This is a genomic window from Bartonella saheliensis (assembly GCF_902162175.1).
Map to the genome: position 1 here is coordinate 15,265 of NZ_LR607201.1, position 25,911 is coordinate 41,175.

Annotated in this window: 16 protein-coding genes; 11 read left to right on the top strand and 5 right to left on the bottom strand. The window is 37.3% G+C overall.

What is annotated here, in order from left to right:
* The first annotated feature begins 89 nt into the window (after positions 1–89).
* From FS875_RS03800 to rlmN, 5 genes are all read left to right on the top strand, one after another.
* Complete coding sequence (locus FS875_RS03800) at positions 90–662, top strand: LptA/OstA family protein (RefSeq protein WP_144753261.1); 573 nt, start codon at positions 90–92, stop codon at positions 660–662.
* 6 nt (positions 663–668) lie between these two features.
* Positions 669–1,463 (top strand): LPS export ABC transporter ATP-binding protein, encoded by a 795-nt coding sequence (lptB, locus tag FS875_RS03805; protein ID WP_144753264.1) that lies wholly within the window; start codon positions 669–671, stop codon positions 1,461–1,463.
* 1,119 nt (positions 1,464–2,582) lie between these two features.
* Entirely contained in the window at positions 2,583–3,047 is a 465-nt protein-coding gene (gene ptsN, locus FS875_RS03810; RefSeq protein WP_039759419.1) for a PTS IIA-like nitrogen regulatory protein PtsN, read from the top strand.
* Positions 3,048–3,773: 726 nt separating this feature from the next.
* Positions 3,774–4,277, top strand: a complete 504-nt coding sequence (locus tag FS875_RS03815) for an invasion associated locus B family protein (protein WP_144753380.1) — start codon at positions 3,774–3,776, stop codon at positions 4,275–4,277.
* A 42-nt stretch (positions 4,278–4,319) separates the two neighbouring features.
* A complete protein-coding gene (gene rlmN / locus FS875_RS03820) occupies positions 4,320–5,546 on the top strand; it encodes a dual-specificity RNA methyltransferase RlmN (RefSeq protein ID WP_144753267.1) in 1,227 nt (408 codons plus the stop codon).
* Between the two features lie 720 nt (positions 5,547–6,266).
* On the opposite strand, the gene FS875_RS03825 is transcribed toward rlmN, so the two are convergent.
* Positions 6,267–6,908, bottom strand: coding sequence for a LysE family translocator (locus tag FS875_RS03825; RefSeq protein ID WP_144753270.1), 642 nt, complete (start codon positions 6,906–6,908; stop codon positions 6,267–6,269).
* Positions 6,909–7,081: 173 nt separating this feature from the next.
* Here FS875_RS03825 and FS875_RS03830 point away from each other — a divergent pair, with 173 nt between their 5' ends.
* The 6 genes from FS875_RS03830 (at position 7,082) to trxA (ending at position 19,579) form a co-directional block, all read left to right on the top strand.
* A complete protein-coding gene (locus tag FS875_RS03830; protein WP_144753273.1) occupies positions 7,082–8,317 on the top strand; it encodes an argininosuccinate synthase in 1,236 nt (411 codons plus the stop codon).
* Between the two features lie 617 nt (positions 8,318–8,934).
* A complete protein-coding gene (locus tag FS875_RS03835) occupies positions 8,935–10,596 on the top strand; it encodes a lysine--tRNA ligase (RefSeq protein WP_144753276.1) in 1,662 nt (553 codons plus the stop codon).
* Positions 10,596–12,170, top strand: coding sequence for a peptide chain release factor 3 (locus tag FS875_RS03840; protein ID WP_144753279.1), 1,575 nt, complete (start codon positions 10,596–10,598; stop codon positions 12,168–12,170). The genes FS875_RS03835 and FS875_RS03840 overlap by 1 nt, the downstream gene beginning before the upstream one ends.
* Before the next feature lie 312 nt (positions 12,171–12,482).
* The gene (addB, locus tag FS875_RS03845) at positions 12,483–15,602 is read left to right on the top strand and encodes a double-strand break repair protein AddB (protein ID WP_144753282.1); all 3,120 of its coding nucleotides are present in this window, start codon (positions 12,483–12,485) and stop codon (positions 15,600–15,602) included.
* 2 nt (positions 15,603–15,604) lie between these two features.
* On the top strand, positions 15,605–19,081 hold the full coding sequence (gene addA, locus FS875_RS03850; protein WP_144753285.1) for a double-strand break repair helicase AddA: 3,477 nt from the start codon (positions 15,605–15,607) through the stop codon (positions 19,079–19,081).
* A gap of 174 nt (positions 19,082–19,255) precedes the next feature.
* On the top strand, positions 19,256–19,579 hold the full coding sequence (trxA, locus tag FS875_RS03855) for a thioredoxin (RefSeq protein ID WP_144753288.1): 324 nt from the start codon (positions 19,256–19,258) through the stop codon (positions 19,577–19,579).
* A 202-nt stretch (positions 19,580–19,781) separates the two neighbouring features.
* Here the strand turns inward: trxA and tsaE are convergent, their stop codons facing one another.
* The 4 genes from tsaE to FS875_RS03875 form a co-directional block, all read right to left on the bottom strand.
* Positions 19,782–20,249, bottom strand: coding sequence for a tRNA (adenosine(37)-N6)-threonylcarbamoyltransferase complex ATPase subunit type 1 TsaE (tsaE, locus tag FS875_RS03860; RefSeq protein ID WP_144753383.1), 468 nt, complete (start codon positions 20,247–20,249; stop codon positions 19,782–19,784).
* An 11-nt stretch (positions 20,250–20,260) separates the two neighbouring features.
* On the bottom strand, positions 20,261–22,726 hold the full coding sequence (locus FS875_RS03865; RefSeq protein ID WP_144753290.1) for a PAS domain-containing sensor histidine kinase: 2,466 nt from the start codon (positions 22,724–22,726) through the stop codon (positions 20,261–20,263).
* 36 nt (positions 22,727–22,762) lie between these two features.
* Positions 22,763–24,160, bottom strand: coding sequence for an adenosylhomocysteinase (gene ahcY, locus FS875_RS03870; protein WP_144753293.1), 1,398 nt, complete (start codon positions 24,158–24,160; stop codon positions 22,763–22,765).
* Between the two features lie 720 nt (positions 24,161–24,880).
* On the bottom strand, positions 24,881–25,879 hold the full coding sequence (locus tag FS875_RS03875; protein ID WP_144753296.1) for a complex I NDUFA9 subunit family protein: 999 nt from the start codon (positions 25,877–25,879) through the stop codon (positions 24,881–24,883).
* Between the last annotated feature and the right edge of the window lie 32 nt (positions 25,880–25,911).

Genomic DNA, 25,911 nt, shown 5'->3' on the forward strand with positions numbered 1-25,911 from the left:
GAATTTTTAAGGGATTTTAAAAAGAGAATTCATATGTATATACAAACAGAAGAATTGAAAGAATGAGATCATACAAAAGATGGATAGGTATGACGTTGGCTTTTAGCATGGGAATGTTAGGAGGGGGAACGGTTTTAGGATATGCTGAAGGGACCCATTTTGGAATAAGTCTATCAAACGACAAAGAACCAGTAGAACTTCATGCAGATTCTTTAGAAATACGTGATAAAGAAGGTATAGCCCTTTTTAAGGGTGATGTTTCAGTGGTGCAAGGTGAACGTCTTTTACGGACGGCAAAATTAATTGTTTATTACGATAAAGACCATAAAGAAGCAGATAAAAACAAGGAAGATACGAAGGCATCATCTTTTACTTTGTTTGGTTCATCGGGTATACAAAAAATGGAAGCTTTAGGAAAAGTCTATATAAAAACAGCGACGCAAACTGCTACAGGGGATAAAGGCGTTTTTGATGGAAAATCAAAAATGATGAGTTTGACAGGGAATCATGTTGTATTGACAGATGGTGACAATGTGGCAACAGGATGTAAATTAACGGCAAATATGGAAAGCGGAAGGGCTTTTTTAGAAGGTTGTGAGACGGCTAAGAAAAAAGGTCGCGTTTCTATTATTTTTAAACAAAATCAACAAAATGTCCATTAAGGTTTCATGTTTGGAATTAAAAGAAAAAAACAGACTGATCAGCATAATCTTGTAAGTGAAGCTTCAAAAAAGCGCTTAAAAGGGACTTTGATTGCCAGTCATTTGATTAAAGTTTATCGAGGAAGACCAACGGTTAATGGTGTTTCTTTTGGCATTCGTACGGGAGAAGCAGTTGGCATTTTAGGTCCTAATGGGGCAGGTAAAACAACTTGTTTTTATATGGTTACGGGGCTCATAAAATCTGATGGAGGATCCATTAAAATTGATGGATTTGATATTACGCATCTTCCGATGTATCGACGGGCGCGTTTAGGGATTGGGTATCTTCCCCAAGAAGCATCTATTTTTCGTGGTCTTTCAGTAGAAAATAACATTAAAGCTGTTTTAGAAGTCGTTGAAAAAGATCGTCTTAAACAACGTGAAGAGCTTGATAGTCTTTTACATGAATTTAAAATTGATCATTTACGTAAAATGTCTGCGCTTTCGTTATCTGGGGGTGAACGTCGACGACTTGAAATTGCGCGTGCTTTAGCTTCTCGCCCTCATTTTATGTTACTTGATGAACCATTTGCAGGAATTGATCCTATCGCTATTTTTGATATTCAACAACTTATTCGTCATTTAACGAGGCGTGGCATCGGTGTTTTAATAACAGATCATAATGTACGTGAGACACTGGGGCTTGTCGACCGCGCTTATATTATTCATACCGGCAAAGTGTTAGTTCATGGTCGTCCTAATGATATTATCAACAACGTTGATGTCCGTAGAATCTATTTGGGACATCAGTTTTCTCTATGATTTTACGGCTTTCATACAGCTCTATTGAAGTTTAATAGAAATAACATAGTCGTCACAAACACATTTCAAAGGAGGTAGATAAGGTTTTATTGTAATTAGTTGTAATTATTAGTAAAGCATATTATTAGTATATATTCTCATTACAGAAACAAATGGAATTGTTATTTTATTGTAGAAACGATGATAATGTCATCAAAGATTTGTAAATCAATAAAAGAATACGATTTTAGGATAAAGTTTAAGTTTTTTAATTAAAGCTGTGCAATAGGATTTTCTCTGGTGATTATATTCATTCCATTATTATTGAAAATCTCCTTATTTATGCCAAAACTTGCTTTATGAATGCAATCTAATAAATTTTTATTGAGTGGAGAAAAAGGCTTCATCACTATAAGGTAAATTTATTGCTTTATTGGTTGAGCTTACACATGATTGTATCATAGAAAAGATATCATTAGATTAACTTGATAATAAGTGATAAATGAGGCTGTAAATAAATGCATGTGTTATTGAAAGGTGAGAGATATTCATCATATTTTTCTCTGTCAAATTAAAGAACATGTTGATGGTGCTGTTTTGGGTATTTTGATTGGAGCATTCATCCGTTATATATTGCGTTTATTTAATGGGGATTGTCGTGTTTTATTAGTTTGTATGGCGTATTTAAAATAGGAGCAAAATGCCGTTATGTTCTTGTTATAAGGCTTTGTTTAAGCTATACAGTAATTTTCAAACTAAAGGTCCATTTTGCTCAATACGCTTCTCATTCTATTAAGAGCTTATTTTTAAAGAAAGAAAAAACTCTAATGGGGAATTATATATTAACTCTTGTGACAAGTTTAATAAATTTATAAATAATGTCCTTTTCTAGGGTCTTAAGGAAATTAATTTTATGAACAACTTCATTTCTTTTTTTTCTTTTCTCATGCTGTTAATGAGGAGCTAAACACTATTTATTGTTCTGTTAAAAGTGATATGAGACGTATTAAGCCTTCACTCATTATAAATTAAAAAATAAAAACATATGCGATGCTACAACAAGTGAAAGAACTTTAAGGTTCGATATCGTTTATAGGGTTTATTAGTGAGCATTTGAGCGTGTAAGAGGAAAATTAAAGGATGAATTTGAGTGAGTTAATAGCACCGGAAGCAATTATTCCGGCTCTTAAGGCTAATTCGAAAAAACAAGTTCTGCAAATTTTAGCCGAAAAAGCGTCTCAGCTGACAGGTCTTAGTGAGCATGTAATTTTTGATATTGTTTTGCAACGCGAGAAACTTGGTTCAACGGGGTTGGGTGGTGGTATTGCGATTCCTCATGGAAAATTACCTGATATTAATCGGATTATTGGTATATTTGCGCGTCTTGAAAGTCCTGTTGATTTTGAAGCTCTCGATGACGAGCCTATAGACCTTGTTTTTCTCCTTTTGGCACCTGAAAATGCAGGTGCAGATCACTTAAAAGCTTTATCACAGATTGCACGTGTTTTACGTCATGCTGATGTTGTGCAAAAATTGCGCAATACACACAATGCCAATGCGCTTTATGCTTTATTGATTCAAACTTCAGAATCAAACGCAGCTTAAAAAAGATTATAAGTGTATAAATTGTGAAAGGTACGCCATAAAGCTTAGAAATAATATAATTTGTATCTTAAAGGGCTGATAGTAAAAGATCACGTTATGCGATTCGCTATTGAGACAGAGTTTAAGGATTCTCTGTTTCATAATTTAATATATTGATAATATTTGGTTATTTTGTGAGATCTTTTTAAGATTATGACAAGATGATATCAGGACGATATTGAATACGGCGTATGAATACACTATAATAGTTAAAAGATGGAGTATCTTACAGATATGCGTGTATTGAATGTGTAAAGTTGAGAAATGATATTCTCAAGAGCGTGAGATGCTGTGAAATTTTTGGGGGGAGTGTAGAGTATATTTTCAAAGTTTTGCAGTAGATTGCTTGTGATGTAAAGAGTATGGTTTATTTCTCAGCAGAGTGGTGGTATATTTTTATCTTGTTTTGAAATCCTATTGCTTAGAGGAATCGTTTTTTATGAAAAACGAAAAGGGTAGTGTGAAATCAAAAATATTGTTTTTTAATGTGATTATTGAATAAAAAGTTTATATTTTGGTAACGACTAAAAGGTCACAATGGAATGTAAAATCTATTTTGATTGCTGTGAAAATATTTTCCTTATTGAAGGAATTAGGATAATTACACATGAGTATCGAGGAGTTTTTGTTTGAACTTTCCCAATAAAGAGAATCTTGTTAGAGACTAAAGAAGTGAGCTAAATGAAGATGTTTGAAAAGACTGTTATTGCTGCATCTGTAATAGTTCTTGTTACAGGTGGGATCGCATGTGCACAAACGCCAAGCCGTTTAAACCAATTTGAAGCGTGGGGAGCCTATTCTTATAAATCGTCCCAAAATACGATTTGCTATGTGTTATCTGTTCCTTTGAAGGCTCTTCCAACAACAGTTAATCATGGTGATAATTTTTTCTTAGTTACCAAGCGTTCTCAGTCACCTGTTGCGTTTGAACCGCAGTTTATGGCTGGTTATACGCTTCAAGAAGGGTCGAAAGTGACAGTGACTATTGGAGGTAAGGACTTTGATTTTTTCACGAAGGATTCCTCAGCTTGGTTGGCATCATCAGAGCAGGAAAAGCAGCTTGTTTCTGCTATGCGTGCGGGAAACAATATGACAGTGAAAGCGATATCAAAACGGGGAACGCATACTACCTATACTTATTCCTTAAAAGGGGTTACTGCTGCATTAAATGCGGCTCAAAAGTGCCATTAAAGTTTTGATAAATTCTACAAGAATGATGTAAATTGGAAAGCAATGGCTATTTCCTATGACCTTAGACCTGTTGGTTCAGGTTTAGCACAAAAAGCAGATAATGTGGTGGTAAAGGAGAGTTCTAAGCTCTCTTTAATTGGCTTATCGCAAGATGAAATAGTGCAAACTTTAAAGACACTTGGTATACCAGAGCGTCAAACGCGTATGCGTGCACGCCAGCTTTGGCATTGGCTTTATGTTCGTGGTGTTTCAAATTTTGATGAAATGTTGAACATTTCTAAAGCAATGCAGGAAACTTTCAAACGTCATTTTTCCATTGCGCGTCCGGAAATTGTTGGAGAACAAGTATCAAAGGATGGTACACGTAAATGGCTCTTACGTTTTCCAGCGCGTGGGGCTGGAAGACCTGTTGAAATTGAAACGGTTTATATTCCTGAAGAAGGACGTGGTACTTTATGTCTTTCATCGCAAGTTGGATGTACGTTAACCTGTTCTTTTTGTCATACAGGAACGCAGATGCTTGTTCGCAACCTGACGGCGGAAGAAATTTTAGCACAATTACTCGTTGCACGTGATTGTTTGGGTGATTTTCCTGATAAGGATACGCCTGATGGGGCAATTGTTCCTGTTGAAGGGCGAAAAATTACCAATATTGTTATGATGGGAATGGGAGAACCTCTTTATAATTTTGAAGCTGTAAAAAAAGCTTTATTGATTGCTTCTGATGGCGATGGACTTTCTTTATCAAAACGTCGGATTACGCTTTCAACCAGCGGTGTTGTTCCTGGAATTATTCGAACTGGGGAAGAAATTGGTGTGATGTTAGCAATTTCACTGCACGCCGTACACGATACACTAAGAGATATGCTTGTTCCTATCAATAAAAAATATCCGCTTGCCTTACTCATGGATGCTTGCCGTCAATATCCTGGTCTGTCTAATGCCAAACGAATTACATTTGAATATGTTATGTTGAAAGACATCAATGATAGTTTGGATGATGCTAAGCGATTAATACAGTTGCTAAAAGGTATTCCAGCGAAGATCAATTTAATCCCTTTTAATCCGTGGCCAGGGAGTAATTATCAATGTTCTGATTGGGAGCAAATCGAGCGTTTTGCTGATGTTGTTAATCAAGCAGGCTATGCTTCTCCTATTCGGATACCGCGTGGACGTGATATTTTAGCTGCATGTGGACAGCTTAAATCGGCTTCAGAGCGCTTACGAAAATCTGAACGTTTGAAACTTGAAAATGCTATTGGTCATTAGTTAATACAATTTTCAGTGCTATAAAGCCTGAATTTTTTCTGTAAATCAATAATCTCATATAGAGGCATGTGTGGACAGGGATTAAGGTGGATTAGTGCTAGATGAATAGTTTTTGCTTTATAGGTTTAATAGGGAAAAATATTGTATTATATAAAGTCTGTTTGCGTAGTCTCTGAAATGAGGATGCAGCCTAATTTAGAGGAAAGTCTCAAGAGACACACATTTCCACCTCACTTTACATTCTTTACTTCGATTTTATGATTTTTAAAAGTATTGACGGTAATAAATTTTAAAGAGTGGATATATATATTATTTGATGCTTTTGTTTATTACGTTCTTTAGCAAGATTACGCTTTACATATAAACGGCGTGTCTAAAATATAAATACTCCACACCATAAATACCATTGTTACTCGTTGACATGTTTTTTAAAAAGCATTTTTTAATGTACTCTCCATATTACGACAACGCCTGTGAAAACTATAACAAAAAAAGCTTCTGTAAAATATATGATACCATCCATATTTTTAGGTTTCATACAAGGTGTATAAGTTGGTATGAACATTCAATTTTTTAGCTACACGACAGTTCCAGTTTTTCTTGGATATACAAGAGAATAAAGCTATTCTTTAGTTCAATATAAATAGATTTAAAAAGAGAACGTTTCGCAATATGTAGAATTCTTATTTAAATTAAAAATGATAAATTACACCTTATAAATCAATTTTTTGTAACGATAAGAAGATGGAGAGCAAAGCTGGTAAAAGTACCTGCAATAAGCCAGTCGAGAAAGCGAATATAAAGAGGGTTTTGTTTAAGGGTTTTGGTAAGTTTATGTGCTGTAAAAACAATAGAAATTGTAATAGGGAAAGAAATAGGAATGTAAGAGAGTCCTAAAAAAAGTAACTTTTGTGTCGCCATAGGATCATTCTCATTGATAAATTGTGGTAAGAATGTTGCGTTAAAGAGTATAACTTTAGGATTGAGAAGATTAATTCCAATACCAGCAAGATAGTTACGTTTAGAGCTTTGAGATTTAGAAGATGTTTGTTCAAAGGAAAATGTCTGTTTTCTCCGTAAAGCTTGGAAGGAAAACCATAAAAGATAAAAGGCACCCACAATTTTCAGAAGAACAAAGGCGTGTGGTGCAGCGAAAATAAGCGCTGACAAGCCAAGTGCTACAGCAATAACTTGAATAGCAAATCCTGTTGCACTTCCCAAGGCACACATAATCCCAGCTTTTTTGCTTTGTGTAATGGTTCGTCCTACAGAAAGCATCATGTCTGGTCCTGGAATAAGCGCTAAAATCAACGATGCTAAAGCAAATTGTACAATAATAGACCACTCCGGTAGAAATGACACGTAAATCTCCTCTCACTTTTAAGTAGTGTTCACACTATTCATTGTCCGAAGCGCCTTTATTTATGCTTTTTGAGTCTTTTTAATGTTGCTTAAAAAGAATTTATTTTTATATTTCTTGCATTGTTTAAATTTTTAGGAAAAAATGAAATAAGCAGCTCACGTAGAACTTTAAAATGAAAAAGTGGCAAAATATTAGAAAAGTTGTTTTGGCTTATTCAGGGGGGCTGGATACGTCAATTATTCTCAAATGGTTGCAAATTAAACTAGGCGTTGAAGTTGTAACTTTCACAGCAGATTTAGGGCAGGGGGAAGAGCTAGAGTTTGCGCGTCATAAAGCTGAAACGTTAGGGGTTAAAGAAATCTACATTGAAGATTTGCGTGAAGAATTTGTGCGTGATTTTGTCTTTCCGATGTTTCGCGCCAATGCCGTTTATGAGGGGACTTATCTTTTAGGAACATCAATTGCACGTCCACTTATTTCAAAACGTTTAATTGAAATTGCTAAGGAAACAGGATCAGATGCAATTGCTCATGGGGCGACAGGAAAAGGCAATGATCAGGTACGTTTTGAGCTTTCTGCTTATGCACTTAATCCTGATATAAAGATTATTGCTCCATGGCGTGATTGGGATTTTAAGAGTCGGACAGATCTAATTGAATTTGCGCGTATACATCAAATTCCTGTAGAAAAAGATAAGCAAGGTGAAGCACCTTTTTCAGTGGATGCAAATTTATTGCATTCTTCATCAGAAGGAAAGATATTAGAAAATCCAGCACTTTCTGCTCCTGAATATGTCCATATGCGTACTCTTTCGCCGGAAGATGCTCCCGATAAAGCAACCAGAATCACGCTTGGTTTTAAAAAAGGCGATGCTGTTTCGATTAATGGAAAAAATTTATCGCCTGCAACTTTACTTACAGAATTAAATCATTATGGACGCAATAATGGTATTGGTCGGTTAGATTTAGTAGAAAATCGCTTTGTCGGTATGAAATCACGGGGTATTTATGAGACCCCGGGGGGGACTATTCTTTTGGCTGCTCACCGAGCAATAGAATCTTTGACATTGGATCGTGGTGCTGCGCATTTAAAAGATGAGTTAATGCCCCGTTATGCAGAACTCATTTATTATGGTTTTTGGTTTTCACCTGAACGCAAGATGTTGCAGGCAGCGATTGATTTATCTCAAGAACATGTTGAAGGTGAAGTTACATTAAAACTCTATAAGGGTAATGTGATTGTTGAAGGACGCCAAAGTAAAAAATCGCTTTATTCGAGTGAGTTGGTAACCTTCGAGGATGATCAAGGTGCTTATAATCAAAAAGATGCAACGGGTTTTATTAAATTAAATGCCCTGCGCTTACGTACATTAGCCATGCGGCATCAAGGTGATAAAGAAAAGAAATAAAAGATTTTTTGATAAGTATCATGTGGGGCAGTGCTTTTGTATAAAACGATTTATTGAAGTCTTTTTATCTATTAATGTTTTACAGTTCTTTCGTTCACTATTAGAGATTTCGTTTTTATGATTTATCATATTGTTTTATAATGATAATTTATCTTTTTCTATTGAATTAGAATCTTGAAGACTCTAAAATTTTCTCATTTCAAATGTCTCTCATATCGAATCAATCAAAATCATTTTTTTTGCCCATTACAAGCTGATGATCCATGTGGGAAAGATTGTACAAGAAAGACATATCTTTAATGAATCATTTCAAGTGCTTAAGAATTGTAGCAACATTAGGGAGCAAAGTTTGTAATGATGTTGGTTTGCTCATCAATATAATAAGCGTGCCTCATGATAAGAGCAAAGAAGGCTTTGATAATCAAAACAAGACGCTTTTGCTTTATAATATTGAATGTTTTTTATTTTTATCAAAATAAAATATGTTTACAGTGCGGTTTGTTTTTATATTGTGAGTATCAAGAAATTTCCAAATTTTTGCTTGCTATTGTTGACGAATAAATTCAAGAACCATACACCCTAATTTGAAAAGAGTATAATTTTTTAGGATAAAGATAATGATGCGTGATCAGTGTGATGCCCTTAGCCTTACGCCAGAATTAAGAGATGCAGCTGCTCAATCGAGAGCTTGGCCCTTTGAAGAAGCACGTAAGATTATCAAACGCTATGAAAAAACAGGTTATCCAGAAAGTGTCATATTTGAAACGGGTTATGGGCCTTCTGGTTTGCCGCATATTGGCACTTTTGGGGAGGTGGTGCGTACCACTATGGTGCGTCATGCTTTTCATATTCTCACAGAAAATAAAGTGAAAACAAAATTGCTTTGTTTTTCTGATGATATGGATGGTTTGCGCAAGGTTCCAGATAATGTCCCTGATCGTGAAAAGATGGAACATTATCTTGGTCAACCGTTGAGCCGTGTCCCTGATCCTTTTGGAGATGACTATCCTTCTTTTGGAGCGGCAAATAATGCACGTTTACGGGCTTTTCTTGATCGTTTTGGTTTTGATTATGAATTTGCAAGCGCTACGGATTATTACAGTTCTGGTCGTTTTGATGAAACCCTTTTAAAAATCCTTGCCTGTTATGACAAGGTGATGGCAATTATTTTACCAACATTGGGTGAAGAACGCCAGGCGACTTATTCTCTCTTTTTACCGATTTCTCCCTTTTCTGGAAAAGTATTACAAGTACCGATGGTTGCGCGCAACGTTGAAAAAGGAACGGTTACTTATATCGAACCTGAAACAGGAGAAACTATAGAAACAGAGGTTACAGGGGGCAAGGTCAAGTGTCAGTGGAAGGTGGATTGGGCAATGCGTTGGACGGCGCTTGGCATTGATTATGAAATGGCAGGAAAAGATCTTATCGATTCCACAAATCTTTCTTCTAAAATTTGTAAAGTATTGGGTGGGAAGCCTCCAGAAGGATTTAATTATGAGCTCTTTTTGGATGAGAAGGGGCAGAAAATTTCCAAATCCAAGGGAAATGGTTTAACCATTGATGAATGGCTTACTTACGCCCCAACGGAGAGTTTAGGGCTTTATATGTTTTCAAAGCCCAAAACAGCAAAACGGCTTTATTTTGATGTTATTCCCAAAGTCGTGGATGAATATTATGCACATCTTTCAGCTTATGGTCGTCAGAGTTGGCAGGAGCGGCTTAATAATCCGGTATGGCACATCCATAATGGTTGTCCTCCACAGGTTGATTTACCGGTACCTTTTGCTCTGCTCCTCAATTTGGTAAGTGCTTCAAATGCAGAAAATAAAGAGGTTCTTTGGGGTTTTATTTCTCGCTATGCTCAAGGAGCTGATGCACAAACCTATCCAGAACTTGATCAATTAGTGCAATTTGCCCTGAAATATTTTGATGTTTTTGTTAAACCTAACAAAAAATTTCGAATGGCAGATGACAGTGAACGGGCAACATTAGCGCAAATTGATGCAAAATTAGCCAGTCTGCCTGAAACTGCTGATAGCAATATGATTCAAAATGCACTTCTTGATGTTGCACGTTTAATAGAACGCTATCAAGATCATAACAAAAAAAGCCCTGAAGGGGGACCTGGTGTTTCAAATGTCTTTTTTCAAATGATCTATGAAGTCCTTTTAGGGCAAGAAAGAGGACCACGATTGGGATCATTTATTGCTTTGTATGGAATTAATGAAATGCGTGCATTGATTAATGAAGCGCTTGCGCGACCTGTGGGGGAATAATGGAAAAGCGCGTGCAAGAGGTAAAACGGCGTCGCACATTTGCAATTATCGCCCATCCAGATGCGGGGAAAACAACACTAACAGAAAAGCTGTTATTATTTGGTGGAGCTATTCAGCTTGCTGGAGAGGTAAAAGCAAAAAAAGACCGGATTCAAACCCGTTCTGATTGGATGCATATTGAACGTGACCGGGGTATTTCAGTTGTAACATCGGTGATGACATTTGAATATGCAGACCATATTTTTAATCTCTTAGATACGCCAGGCCACGAAGATTTTGCAGACGATACTTATCGTACTCTTACAGCCGTTGATAGTGCTATTATGGTGCTAGATGGTGCCCGCGGAATTGAGCCTAGAACACTGAAATTATTTGAAGTGTGTCGCATGCGGGATATTCCTATAGTGACTTTTATCAATAAGATGGATCGTGAGGCACGTGATCCTATAGAGCTTTTAGATGAGATTGAAGAAAAACTTGCCCTTGATACTGCACCAATAACTTGGCCGATTGGTACGGGGAAAGATTTTGTAGGAACATTTGATCTTCATCATAATCGGTTTCGTCAAAAAGATGATGAAGTAACACAACAGACAGTTTCTAATCTTGATGAGGTTGCCAACCTGCTTCCTGAGTATCAGCGTTCACATTTTATCGAAGGTGTAGAACTTGCACGAAGTGCTTGCAAAAATTTTGATCTTCAATCTTTCCGTGAAGGGCATATGACACCGGTTTATTTTGGTTCGGCTTTACGAAATTTTGGTGTTCGTGATTTGATTAATGCGCTTGTTGATTTTGGTCAAAGTCCTCGTGATCAGGATGCAGATCAACGCAATATTGTTGCAACGGAAGCTAAAATGACAGGGTTTGTTTTTAAAATTCAAGCAAATATGGACCCTAATCACCGTGATCGTATTGCGTTCTTTCGGGTCTGTTCTGGAACACTTGAACGTGGCATGAAGACAAAGTTAGTCCGAACAGGAAAACCAATGACACTTTCAGCACCACAATTTTTCTTTGCGCGTTCACGCCAAATTGCTGATCAAGCCTATGCTGGTGATATTGTAGGAATTCCTAATCATGGCACATTACGTATAGGTGATACCTTGACAGAAGGAGAAGATATCCTCTTTAAGGGGGTACCCAATTTTGCACCGGAAATTTTGCGTCGTGTTAGTTTGGGCGATCCGATGAAAGCAAAAAAGCTAAAAGAAGCTTTGCAACAAATGGCGGAAGAAGGGGTTGTGCAATTATTTATTCCTGATGATGGTTCACCCTCGTTGATTGGTGTGATTGGTGCTTTGCAGATTGATGTTCTCAAGGAACGGCTTAAAATAGAATATGGTTTGCCAGTCAATTTTGAACCAGCGCGTTTTAATATATGCCGTTGGATTTCGGCAGAAAATAAAGATGAGTTGCAAAAATTTCTGACCAATCACCGCTCTGCCATTGCTCATGATCTAGAGGGTGCTCCAGTTTTCTTAGCAGAGAACCATTTTTCATTAAATTATGAAGCAGAACGAGCACCAAAAATAAAATTTGCTGCTTTAAAAGATTATCAAATACGCTCTTAATATAAAGAAGAATCTATTATACAACAATTTAGTTGGTAATAATTTGTCACGTTGAGTTGGAGTATTTTTTTTAAAGTGCTTATATAAATTAGAAGACAAGCTGTCGGCAATTCTCTGTTAAAAAATATCAAAAAACTTTGATATTATATTTTTTCACGATAGCTTAAGATATGGAACGTCTTTCAATCTTTTTTAATCTAAGCTAAAAATCTCCTGTATAAATATAGTTTTTCCTTGTATGAGAATAGTATACAATCAAAATAGTACAAATAATCAATAAGATGGAATTTGTTATTCCAAATATGATATCATATGATCTATAAACCACGTGTCTTTTCTATTTCTTCTGGAATAGCTTTTTTGCCTCACTTTGTTGATGCACTGCTCTCTGGTACCCTTATTGATAATTTTGCTCTCAATGGAGATATTCAAACGGCTCTTGCCGATAGCCTTATTTATGTTCCGACACGTCGTGCGGCTCGCGCTTTGCGCTTAGCCTTTGTTGAAAGAAGTGATACACAATCAACCTTCTTGCCAACCATTCGTGCTCTAGGAGATATCGATGAAGATAGTTTCCTTTTTGTTGAAAATCATACCAGCACTCTCAATCCGCCCATTGGCGAAAGTGAACGGCTACTGCTTTTAGCGCGTCTTATTCGTCCATGGCGTGAAAATTTGCCTGCACATCTGCGTGCCATGTTTGGTACGGAAGATGTGCTTATTCCGGCTCATAGTGCCGATGCACTTTGGCTTGCTCAAGATTTAGCACATTTGATGGATGAAATTGAAACAGAAGGAGCAGACTGGTCAAAACTTAAAGATATTGCTCCTGATATGGTTGCTGAATGGTGGCAAATAACGCTCGATTTTTTAACGATTGTGACACAAAATTGGCCACAAATCTTAACAGAAAGGCAACGAAGTAATCCTGCTGAATGGCGTAATCAAGCACTTACAATGCACGCAGAGACTTTACGACGCACACAATCTGATAAACCTATCATTGCGGCTGGTGTATCAGGTTCTATGCCCGCAGTTTCTCATCTTTTAAAGGTTATAGCTTCTCTACCCAAAGGGGCAGTTGTTCTTCCTGGCCTTGATTTTCATATGGATGAAGAGCAATGGAATGCACTTGGCACAAGCAATAAAGAAAAAACAGCTTGTGATTTTTTTGATCATGCAGAAAATGTTTTTAGTCATCCTCAATATCATTTAAAAAAACTTCTTTCTCTCATGGAGTGTCGACGCGACCATGTTTGCGAAATTGGCCAACAGAGCACAACAAAGAAAAGGCGAATGACGCTTTTATCAGAAGCATTCCGACCAGCTTCTACAACCGATAAATGGGTACAAATTATCCGTGATGATTATGAGGAACTTTGTGCAGATTGGTCATTTATTGAAGCGATAAATGAACGTGAGGAAGCTCTGGCTATCGCTGTTGCTTTACGAAGAGCTATTGAGAACCCCAAAAAAACCGCAGCCCTTATTACAAATGATCGTAATTTAGCCCGCCGTGTTGCTGCGGAATTACAGCGGTTTGGTATTGAAGCAAATGATTCAGGAGGAATACCACTTGCACAAACATTGCCTGTAACGCTTTTGCGACTGATCTTAGAAAATATTTTGCAACCTGATGATCCCATTGCTTTTCTTTCTCTTCTGAAACATCCATTGACAACACTCCAACAAAACCGTCATCGCTTACGCGAACTGGCAGAAAATTTTGAACTTTTTGTACTTCGAGAGAATACAGGGCGCATCAATCTTTTTGAATGTGATCAATTCCTTGAAAAATGGATTGAAACATATTCCCATAATCGTCCTGAAGTGAATGCCCTTGATCAGCAGAAGTTTGAAGAAGCACGTTTTCTGTGTCATCTTTTAAAGAAAGCTGTTGAACCTTTAACCTCTCTCATGAAACAAGAGAAAGAATGCACCGTCAATGAAGCTGCGATAGCAACTGTTGAAGTTTTTGAGAGTTTTGGTCGCGATGAGGATAATTCTCTTGCTCATCTTTATCAACACGAAGCAGGACAAGCCCTATCAAATTTTTTACGTGAATTGGTCAGTGATCAATCAGGATTAACATTTCATTTGAGCGAATGGCCTGCTATGTTTTCTGCATTGATTGCAACGCGTTCTGTCACACCTTCACCTGGAGGACATCCACGTTTATTCATCTGGGGTACTTTGGAATCACGTTTGCAAACGGTTGATACAGTGGTTATCGGCGGTCTTAATGAAGGTTCATGGCCGATATCAACCCGAAATGATGCTTTTTTATCGCGACCGATGAAAATGATGTTAACGCTGGAACCACCAGAGCAGCGTATTGGTGTTTCTGCGCATGATTTTCAATGGGCTATGGGAATGGATAAAGTGGTTATGAGTCGCGCATTGCGGGTTAATCATACCCCTTCTATTCCTTCACGCTGGCTACAACGTATAGAAACAGTTGTAGGAAAACAGGTTTGGAAACAAATTCGTGCACGAGGTGAAATACTCCTCTATTGGAGCAAGATGCTTGAACATACAAGCATCAATTCTGAGGTGAAACGTCCTTGCCCTGTACCACCTCTTGATATGCGTCCGTGTCATTTTTCAGTCACTGAAATAGAAACATTGCGGTATGATCCTTATGCTATTTATGCCAAAAGAATCTTACGACTCAAACCCCTTAAAGCACTTATTTATGACCCGAGCGCTATTGAGCGTGGAATACTTTATCATGCTATTCTTGCCGCTTTTTGCACACAAATAAAAAATCCAAATGCTGCAAATGCACTCAATGTTCTGCTTGTTATTGGACGTAAAGAATTTGATAAATTCAATTTTCCACCCGATATTGAAACAGTTTGGTGGAATAGTTTTGAAAATCTTGCTCCACGTCTCATTCAATGGGAACAAAGTTTAGGACCGCGAGAGCGGTATTCTGAAGTAGTCTCACAAAAAATCCCTATAGGGACAACAGGGGTAACCCTTTCAGGACGTGCTGATCGAATTGATGTTTTGCCAGACAAAACGGTTGAAATTTTAGATTTCAAAACTGGAACCCCTCCTTCATCAAAACAAGTTCGCGAATTATTATTTCCACAATTGGCGTTAGAAACAGCTTTGCTGATGGAAGGGGCATTTCCAGATTTTCAAGATCTTGTTCCCTCAAATTTATTTTATATTCCCCTGAACGGAAAAGGTGAAATTAAATCTCAATCCATTCTTTCAACGGAAAAAGACAAAAAAACTTATCTTAGTGCCGTTAATCTTGGTGAAATCGCATGGAAAAATCTTATTGCCCTTATAACATATTATAAAAATCCACAACAAGGCTATCTCTCACATGCTGTTCCCTTAGAAAAACGGTATGAAGGTGACTACGACCATTTAGCACGGTTGTGGGAATGGTCAATTGGTTTTCATGAAGAAGAGTAATCATGACGTTTTTTTCTATTCCTGAAGCTGCTCTTGATGCACAAGCAACGGCAACACATCCCCAGAAAAACGTGTGGGTTTCTGCAAATGCTGGATCTGGAAAAACGCACGTTTTAAGTGAACGTGTTATTCGTTTGCTTTTAAATGGTACGCCTCCAGCACGTATTTTATGCCTTACTTATACAAGAGCTGCTGCGGCTGTTATGCAATCACGAATTTTTCGCACGTTATCCAGTTGGAATGAACTCGATGATGCACAGCTGCAAGAAACCTTAACACGCTTTGAAAATAAGCCCGTCAATGCGCAAAAATTAATGTATGCACGACAACTCTTTGCGCGTGCGCTTGAAACACCTGGTGGCTTGAAAATTCAAACGATTCATGCTTTTTGTGAATCTCTTTTGCATCAATTTATGTTAGAAGCCAATATCGCAGGGCATTTTGAAATTCCCGATGATGTCAGTCGCAAAAAATTACGACAAGAATCCCGTCGTCAACTTTTAGTACGTCGTGATATACAGCCTGCTTTACAACAGTTACTTCAAGTTATTAGCGAACATACTTTTAACAAACTTCTCTATGAAGCTGTTGAAAAGAAACATAAACTCTCTGATTTTTTCTCTTCTCTTTTATCTGAAAATGGAGAAGAAAAATTTCGTGCGCTTTTTAACTTAGCGCCTAGTGAAACAAACCAATCCCTATTAGAACAAATTCAACAAACCGCGCGTCTTCCTCTTTATGCTCTTAAGCATTGTGAAACCAATGGCAGTCAACGTCTGAAAGAGATAGTGGAAAAGTTTTCCCAATTAGAAAAAGCGCGTGATGAGACCAATATTCTCAATATTATCTCTGATATTTATTTGACCACAGAGGGTAAACCACGTAATTTTCCGCATTTATTTCGTAAAAAATCAGATGAAATTTGGCCTTTTATTCAACAAACGCTAGAAGATAAACAAAGTAAAATTTTTGTTCTTTTAGAAAAATATCAATGCGCAAAAGTTGCCACCCTCAATATGGCTGCTTTTCAGATCTGTGCTGTTTATCTTGAAATCTATACCAATCTAAAAAAGGCCAATGGCTTCTTAGATTTTGATGACATTATCGAGCGTACACTTCATTTGTTACAGCGCAAAGGTGCAAGCCAATGGGTGCACTATAAACTTGATCAGGGGCTTGATCATATTCTACTTGATGAAGCACAAGATACCAATCCTGAGCAATGGCAAATTATTCAACTGTTGACACAAGAATTTTTCTCAGGGTATAGCCAACGAACAAATATACGGACTCTTTTTGCTGTTGGAGATGAAAAGCAATCTATTTATTCTTTTCAAGGCGCTGCTCCAGAAAATTTTGCTGCAAATGGACGAATCATTCAAAAAAAAGTGCAGCAAACAAATCAGCAGTTTGAAAAAGTACAACTGCATTATTCTTTTCGCTCTACAGCAGATGTTCTTAAAAGCGTTGATCTTGTTTTTGAAACACCAGAAAACTATAAAGGACTTTCGGCCGAAAATACAAAGACGGTGCATGAAGCTATTCGTGTTCATAGTCCGGGAGAGGTTGTTATATGGGATGCTATTTCCAAAGAAACAAGCGAATTTCCGCATGATTGGCATTTAAGCGTTGATCATTTAGATACCCCTGAAGTGCGTTTAGCAGAAAAAATTGCTGAAACAATTGCTGGCTGGTTACAAAAAGGTGAAATGCTTCCAGCAAAGGGACGTTTAATACGAGCAAGTGATATTATGATCTTGGTCCGTAAACGTGATAAATTTGTCTCAGCTCTTTCCCGGGCTCTTAAACACCGTAATATTCCTGTAGCAGGGGCTGATCGTTTACAACTCACCAAACATATTAGTATCCGTGATTTAATGGCACTTGGGCGTTTTGTTTTGCAGCCACAAGATGATCTTTCTCTTGCTTGTGTATTAAAAAGCCCCCTTTTTTCCTTTTGTGAAGAGGAACTCTATCAGCTTGCTGCACACCGCACCGGCTCTCTTTGGCAAAGCTTATCTATGCACACATCATTGAAAGCATCTTTTAAAGATGCTTTTGAAAAGCTGAATCATTATCGCGCTTTAGTGGATAAAATACCGGTTTTTGAGTTTTATAGCCATATTTTGAATAATGATAAGGGAAGGCAAAAAATTCTGTCTCGTTTAGGATCTGAAGCAAATGATGTGCTCGATGCTTTTATGGATTATACGCTTAACATTCAAAAAACAGGATTACCAGGATTACAAGCTTTTTTAGAAACATTAAGTGCAAGCGAACCAGAAATTAAACGTGAATTTGAACAAAACAATGAAGAAATTCGCATCATGACTGTTCATGCTGCAAAAGGACTAGAGGCTGCTGTTGTATTTTTGGTTGATCCTGGTAGTGCGATTTGGCATCCTCAGCATGCGCCTCATTTGCTTAAAGTGTCTTTAGACAATGCACAAGAGAGCGGACAACACGCTTTTGTTTGGCGCCCCAATGAAAAGTTTGATACAAAACTCTCTAGACAAGCAATTTCACATTTAAAAGAGGGTGCAGAAGAAGAATATAGGCGCCTTCTTTATGTAGGCATGACACGTGCTGAAGATCGTTTATTTGTTTGTGGATATAACGGTAAAAAAACGCCCTCTGATACATGGCTACAACTGGTAAAAAAAGCCCTTGAACCCCATGCGGTTGCTATAAAAGGTCCTACAGAAGATATCGCAGCTTGGCGTTATTGCATTACATCTTCTTCTGCTGCTCCTATAAACCAAGAAGTCGCTTTCGCTGAGAGTCAAGCCTTACCACCTTTGCCTGCCTTTTACTCCCATAAAGTACCAGCAGAACCAGTGCTCCCAAAACCGTTAAAACCCTCTGTCGCAAGCCTTTCCATTGAAGCTGATAGAGAGCTTTCTTCAAGCTCAAAACAACTTTTTACCTCGCCTGTTTTAGGAGAAATAAATACCAACAGAGCTTTTTCCATTGAATATGGAAATCTCATTCACCGATTATTACAATATCTACCTGACTGCCCCCCACAAAAACGTCAAGATTATGCTCGAAACTATCTCAACATTAAAGCCTCTCATTGGGATGAAAGCCAAAGAGAAGATGCTCTTCGCCATGTTTGGAAAATGCTAGATCACATTTACCTCAAACCCCTCTTTTCTCAGCATTCACGTACTGAAGTTCCTTTAATGGGTATTGTAAAAATTCGTGGAAAAGAACAAGCAATTTCTGGTCAAATTGACCGTCTCTACATCACAGAAAACAGCATTATCTTTGCTGATTTTAAAACGGGATACCCACCTGAAAATGAAGCTGCTATTGCTCCTCATCATTGGTTGCAAATGGCTCTTTATCGAAAATTGTTGCAAGCTATTCATCCCGATAAAGATGTCCAAGCTCTGCTTATTTACAGTAAAGAAGCTAAAATTTTTAAACTTCCTCCAGAAAAGCTTGAGGCATTTCTTGATGAAATTGCCTTATAAGTTATTTCTTCTCTTCAAAGTATCTTTACGCTTTTTACTTTCATAAAATTGCTCAAATAAACACGCTCCACAATTTTTGGTATAGTAAACCCCTTTAATAATTTATCTTTGCAATAACTTGATATGAATTGTTATCATACCAATCTATAAAAAATGAGTATAAAGGATAAATCAATGACGTGTGTAAAAGTTGATAAAGACAATTTCGAAAGTGAGGTTCTAACCTCTTCCATTCCTGTTGTGGTTGATTTTTGGGCAGAATGGTGCGGTCCCTGCAAAATGATTGCGCCAATTTTAGATGAGATTTCAACGGAAATGCAAAATCAAGTTAAAATTGCTAAAGTAAATATTGATGAAAATCCGGAATTGGCTACCCAATATGGAGTGCGCTCTATCCCTACATTATTGATGTTTAAAAATGGAAATGTTTCATCAAATATGGTTGGCGCTACCTCTAAAGGACGTCTTTCTGAGTGGATAAAAGATGGGCTTAGTTAATATCATAATTGTTTTGAGATATCTTGAAAACGAGCAATAAACGATAAAGGAGAGACATTTTATCTCTCCTTTTGAGTTTTTCAAACATTTTTTCTAAAATATATTGGGTAGTAGAAAATTAATTAAATCAAAAATTTAGATGCATTTATTTTAAAGCTTTTTAAGAAATCCTTGCTGTTATACATGATTATGTCGATGTTTTTTATGTGGAAATTGCAAAAGATTGTTGCAAACGTTCAATGGAGTGTTGTGACGATCTCAATGTCACATGACGTCCCTGTGCTTTATAGTGTAAGGTGAGTGCAAAAGTGGCAATCTCTAAAAGGTCTGGACTTCTCTCTGGCCATTCAACGAGTAAAATGTTTTTCTCACGTGCTTCATGAAGCCCTAATTCATCAATTTCTTCTGCCATAGAAAGGCGATAAAGATCAGCATGAATAATTTCAAACTGTGGAAGTTGATAGCTTTGCACAAGAGTAAAAGTAGGGCTTGGAACATCCATAGTATCATTATTTGCAAGCGTTTGGATGATGGTCCGTGCAATGGTTGATTTTCCAGTCCCAAGATCTCCTTGAAGCGTCACAAGATCCCCCGGCTTTAAAGAAAGGGCTAAATTTTGTGCAAAAAGCTTTGTTGCCTCTTCATTTTCAAGAAAAAAATCAAAGTTCATTAAGGCTTTCATTAAAAAATCTTATCCTCTTTGGGGAGGGGAAAAAAACACTTAACGGTTGTTCCTTGTCCTGTACCGGTAAGAATTTCAACATGTCCACCATGTAGTTCAACGAAACTTTTCACAAGCGAGAGACCAAGTCCCGCTCCCGCACGTCCACCATGGTGTGAATGGGAAGAAAAACGTTTAAAAATACGATCAAGAATATCTTTCGGGATGTCAGAGCCCTCATTGTGAACGCTAAAGACGATATTATCATCTTGTTCATCGACACAAAATTCAATAGTGCTCGCCTCCGTTGCAAAGTTAAGTGCATTACTTAAGACATTCACAAAAATTTGATGTAAGCGTTTTTCATCAGCAGAAATAGTATTTAAGGAAGGAGAAATTTGTTGTAAAAGCGTAATATGGCGTCCATTAAGGCGATCTTCTACACGTGCTACTGCTTGTATCATTGCATCGGCAATCTTAACTGGCTTTATGTCTAACTCCATAATGCCTGCATCAAGAGTGGCAAGATCAAGAATATCATTAACAATATTTAAAAGAGTTCCTGATTCTGAATGAATATGCCCAAGATATTCTTGTTGACGTTCATTGATAGAACCAAAAATTTGATCCCGTAAAATATCGGAAAATCCAATAATATTGGTGAGGGGGGTCCGCAATTCATAGGAAACATGTTGAACAAATTCATTACGCAAACGATCTGCACTTTCTAAGGCTTCATTTTTTTCTTGAAGAGCACGTGCAACATGGACAGTATCTGTAACGTTCACAAAAGTAAGCATTGTTTGTCCATCGGGAAGAGGGACCAAAGTATAATCAATAATCATATCATTTTTAAGATCTATACGACCCGAAAATGTTTCGCGTTTTTCAGCAAAACCAGTAATGAATTTAGTAAATTGATCCCATTCTTGTCCCAAGGTTAAGGCTGAACAATGGTTTTTTAACTGTGTAATGTGGGTTCCTTCTACCATTAAATTATAAGGAAGCAACCACAATTTCGACAGGGAAGGATTCGATAAACGAAGGCGTCCATCAGCACCAAAAACAACCACTCCTTCGGAAAGTTTATCAAGTGTTTCACCTTGTATTTTAATAAGTGTATTATAACGGCGCTCAAGATCAATTTTTTCTGTAAGGTTTTCATAAAGCCACGTGACCCCTCCTTGTGGATGCGGGTTTGAGACAACACGTACCGTACGACCATCTGGAAGATTCCAAATTTGTTGGTTCGATTCTGTTTGCCGATAGGCTTTAAAAAGTTCTTCTTTCCACGTGCGCCAATCAGGATGTTCAGCAATGAGCCCTTTTTCACGTAAGCGTTCAAGAAATAATGTATGACTTGGTTCACTTTCTAAAAAGGAACTTTCTAATGGCCATAAAACTTTAAAAGCATGATTGCAAAATTTTAATTTTTGGTTTGTATCGAAAATAGAGACAGCTGTTGAAATTTGGTCAAGGGTTTCACAATGGCTTTGAAGCACATATCTTAATTCATGAGCAAGATTTTCATAGGCGCTGTCATCACGTGCGAAAGCAGCCATTCCTTCAGCTGTTGTGAGACGTGTGAGGTGAAAACGGCGCCGTTCACCATCAATGACAGTATGAACATGTTCTTGAAAAATTGTTTCTGTTTCATCTGTTGTGCGTTGTGTGTTTTCATTGAAAAGATCGCCCACTTCATCACTATCTTCACGAAAGTCTGTCATTTCTCTAAAGGCGCGATTGATAAAACAAACTTTTCCTTTACAATCTTTTATCCATACAGGCTCTTGAATAAGATCAAGAAGATTACGTTGCATTCTCAGTTCAGTAAGAAGGTGGGCAATATCTTTCTGTAAACGAGCATTTTCGCTCTGCTGTTTTGAGATATCTTGAAAACGAGCAATAGCGACTGTCCCTGCGATAACCCCTGTAACTTGTAGCAGCACATTATTTGTGGTGGTAATAGAAAGTTCAAAAGGGTGACATTTACAACGCAGTTGAGTCAACACATAATCAAGTTCTCGTAAAGAATTTTCTTCAACCCAGAGTTCAAAGCGCTGAAACTCTTGCTGACTAATGCCTATTTTTTGCAATGTGGAAAGGCCACCAACGACACGAGGCAAAGATGTTGGATTTTCCCAAATAAGAAGGCATTGTTCGGTTTCTTCCAGAAGCCATTCATAATATTTAAGTTTCTCAGAAAAATCTGTCTGAATTATCTTAAAAGGCTTCTGGGCTGCTTTTTTTGCATGAATAATAACAGCTATGCACGTGAAAAATGAAGCACAAGAAATTCCTCCACATAGCGCTAAAAGCAGCCATGGACCATTTGGCAAAGTGAAGGAAAATGGTAAATAACTTTCCAACGACTGAGCAACAGCGCGTATTGGAGAAAAAAAGAAAAAAAGGCAAAATATATATGTACAGATTCGAATCATTTTTTGAGCTTTTTCTTTGGGTGTATGATCACCAAAGCTGAGCACGACATTTTCCCCTTATTTTAAACCCAAGGAAGCATTTTAGTAACGGTAATGGTTTGATTTATAAGGTCCTTGTGGTGTAACTCCAATATAAGCTGCTTGTTCTTCTGATAAAACAGTTAGTTTTATTCCTAATCGATCAAGATGGAGACGTGCAACTTTTTCATCAAGATGTTTAGGCAAAACAGTGACTTCATTTTTATAGTGTTCAGAGCGAGTAAAAAGTTCAATTTGCGCTAAAACTTGATTGGTAAATGAGGCTGACATGACAAAAGAAGGATGCCCCGTCGCATTCCCGAGGTTTAACAAACGCCCTTCAGAAAGCAAAATAATGCGTTTTCCATCGGGAAAGGTGATCATGTCAACTTGAGGTTTAATGTTGATCCATGGCAAATTTCTAAGGGCTGCAACTTGGATTTCATTATCAAAATGACCAATATTGCCAAGAATACACATATCTTTTACTTGTCGCATATGGTCTAAACGGACAACATCTTTATTGCCTGTTGTTGTGATGATAATATCAGCACTGGAGGCAGCATCATCCAAATTAACAACTTCATAGCCATCCATAGCCGCTTGAAGGGCGCAAATAGGATCAATTTCTGTTATTTTAACACGAGCCCCAGCACCTGAAAGAGACGCCGCTGAACCTTTTCCTACGTCACCATAACCACAGACAATGGCAGTTTTCCCCGCGATCATCACGTCTGTTCCACGGCGAATACCATCAACCAATGATTCTTTACATCCATATTTATTATCGAACTTTGATTTTGTGACGCTATCATTGACATTAATAGCAGGAAAAGGCAGAAGCCCTTCTTTTTGTAATTGATAAAGACGATTAACACCTGTTGTGGTTTCTTCGCTTACACCTTTAATTGCTGCACGTTGTCGTGTAAAAAATCCTGGCGTTGTATCCATACGCTTTTGAATTTGTTTGAAAAAAATTTCTTCTTCTTCTGTTTTGGGATGCGAGAGGATATCTTTATTTTGTTCTGCACGACTTCCCATTAAAATATAGTTTGTAGCATCCGCTCCATCATCTAAAATCATATTGGAAGGATTACCATCAGGCCATTGAAAAATTGCATCTATATAAGTCCAATATTCTTCCAATGTTTCACCCTTAACAGCAAATACAGGAACACCTGTTGCGGCAATAGCTGCTGCTGCATGATCTTGCGTAGAAAAAATATTGCTAGAGCTCCACCGTATATCGGCACCAATCGCTTTTAATGTTTCAATTAAAACAGCTGTCTGAATTGTCATATGCAATGAGCCAGAAATGCGTGCACCCCGCAAAGGTTGACTGGAGGAAAATTCCTTGCGACAAGCCATCAAGCCAGGCATTTCAGTTTCAGCAATATCGAGTTCTTTACGACCATAAGCGGCAAGGGCAATATCTTTGACAACAAAATCTTGAGCTGTCATTCTTCATTCCTTTAAAATCAATTTTTTAAAAGACGGTAGGAGAAATTAAAAAAAAATGCAAGACAAGAAGAAGACTTCTTTATGTGAAAAAGCTCTTTTAAAATCTCTATAAATTTGTACAACAAACATGCATTTATGGATCTGAGTAACGATTTACGAAGAGGACAAGAGATCTCATGATGAAGTCTTATTATAAAAACAAAATTTTATCCTTTTCACATAACTTTAAAGCTTTTAAAAATCTTCAGAGGGATACTTTTTAAAGAATAAAAATGATGCATTTCTTCACGGTTTTTATAGCAACTTTTTTACAGGATAATCAAAAATAGTATAGTCTTATTCTCCTTGCTCATGCGGTTGTTTAGAAAATATACATTACCTCGTTTCATTTCATGATTAAGCTTTTGAACAAAATAATATAATGCAAAGCCATATATTGTTTTCTTTATGTTTATGAATAGACAATCTATATCTAGTTCTTCTGGATTCCTATGGTACCTTTGCTCTTGCATAAAGACAGTTTATAAGAGACGCTTTTTGCTGTTTTCAATAATTTTCATCAAAAGACTGTAAATGTGTGAAGAAACACTTTGTGTAATCTTGAATAGAGCATTTAAGATGCAAAAACACCAATCTATTGAACACGCTGTTTTTTAAATAGCGAACAACAAACTGTGAATTATAAATCAAATAACTAATTCAGTTTTGGGAGAATTTATTTTAGACGAATAAGTTTTGGGAAAATTGACCATGTGGACGAAATCTCCAGAGATAATTTGGCAAGCATGCAGCGATTGCTTTAGGGGTAATTCCCACACCTTCTAAAGTGTATCCATTTTCAAGAGCTTCTTGAGAAACAATGTTATCCATTTGCAAAAAGCGTATCTGATTGGTTGTTACAAGTGTTGGTATAAAAGGCAATTTACCGATTATTCCCAAAATTCCTCCAATCAATAACCCCGCAGAAAGAGGCATGGACAGGAGCGTTTTTTTACGGTGAATAATTTTGAGTATATTTTCAAGAGTATTTTGGAAGGTGATAATCTGGGGGCCACCAAGATCATAATTTTTTCCCCAAGAAACTTTCCCATCTAAAGCACGTGCGATAAATTCGGCAACGTCACCAACATACACGGGTTGCAATTTACTTTGCCCACCTCCAAAAAGAGGCATAATGGGTAAAAAACGTGACAAATCTGCCAAGGTGTTAAAGAAACAATCCTCTGGTCCAAAGATAATAGATGGACGGATAATAATTGCTTGAGAATGCTTATTATGAATGATTTGCTCACCCATAAATTTAACACGGGCATAAAGACATGAAGCATTCTCTTGGGCTACAAGTGTTGACATATAGATGAGTGGAATACCAGCTTCTGCTGTTAGTTCAGCAACATTGTAAGTACCATCAATTTGTGTACTTTTAAAATTGGATTGATCTGCTTGTTTTAAACTACCAGGCAAAAACACTGCAGCATCAGCTCCAAGTAATGCGCGTGCAACAGAGGCACGATGCTTGATATCCGTTTTAAGCATTTGGGTTTGCCCTACTTCTCCTATTTGGAGCATGTAATAAGCCTTTTGTGGACAACGAACAGCGATACGAACGCGATATCCCCGTTTCGTCAAAGTTTCAACGACATGACGTCCTACAAAACCAGACCCGCCAAAAACAGTAATAAGTTTAGGATGTTGATAAAGTGCACAATCAAGTTGCATGGTTAAAAAGTCTATCTTTCAAAGCTTTTAAA

Bases quoted from the DNA above. Each gene is read 5' to 3' on its own strand.
- FS875_RS03800 (WP_144753261.1), top strand. From the start codon at position 90: ATGACGTTGGCTTTTAGCATGGGAATGTTAGGAGGGGGAACGGTTTTA.
- lptB (WP_144753264.1), top strand. From the start codon at position 669: ATGTTTGGAATTAAAAGAAAAAAACAGACTGATCAGCATAATCTTGTA.
- ptsN (WP_039759419.1), top strand. From the start codon at position 2,583: ATGAATTTGAGTGAGTTAATAGCACCGGAAGCAATTATTCCGGCTCTT.
- FS875_RS03815 (WP_144753380.1), top strand. From the start codon at position 3,774: ATGTTTGAAAAGACTGTTATTGCTGCATCTGTAATAGTTCTTGTTACA.
- rlmN (WP_144753267.1), top strand. From the start codon at position 4,320: ATGGCTATTTCCTATGACCTTAGACCTGTTGGTTCAGGTTTAGCACAA.
- FS875_RS03830 (WP_144753273.1), top strand. From the start codon at position 7,082: ATGAAAAAGTGGCAAAATATTAGAAAAGTTGTTTTGGCTTATTCAGGG.
- FS875_RS03835 (WP_144753276.1), top strand. From the start codon at position 8,935: ATGATGCGTGATCAGTGTGATGCCCTTAGCCTTACGCCAGAATTAAGA.
- FS875_RS03840 (WP_144753279.1), top strand. From the start codon at position 10,596: ATGGAAAAGCGCGTGCAAGAGGTAAAACGGCGTCGCACATTTGCAATT.
- addB (WP_144753282.1), top strand. From the start codon at position 12,483: ATGATCTATAAACCACGTGTCTTTTCTATTTCTTCTGGAATAGCTTTT.
- addA (WP_144753285.1), top strand. From the start codon at position 15,605: ATGACGTTTTTTTCTATTCCTGAAGCTGCTCTTGATGCACAAGCAACG.
- trxA (WP_144753288.1), top strand. From the start codon at position 19,256: ATGACGTGTGTAAAAGTTGATAAAGACAATTTCGAAAGTGAGGTTCTA.
- tsaE (WP_144753383.1), bottom strand. From the start codon at position 20,249: ATGAACTTTGATTTTTTTCTTGAAAATGAAGAGGCAACAAAGCTTTTT.
- ahcY (WP_144753293.1), bottom strand. From the start codon at position 24,160: ATGACAGCTCAAGATTTTGTTGTCAAAGATATTGCCCTTGCCGCTTAT.
- FS875_RS03875 (WP_144753296.1), bottom strand. From the start codon at position 25,879: ATGCAACTTGATTGTGCACTTTATCAACATCCTAAACTTATTACTGTT.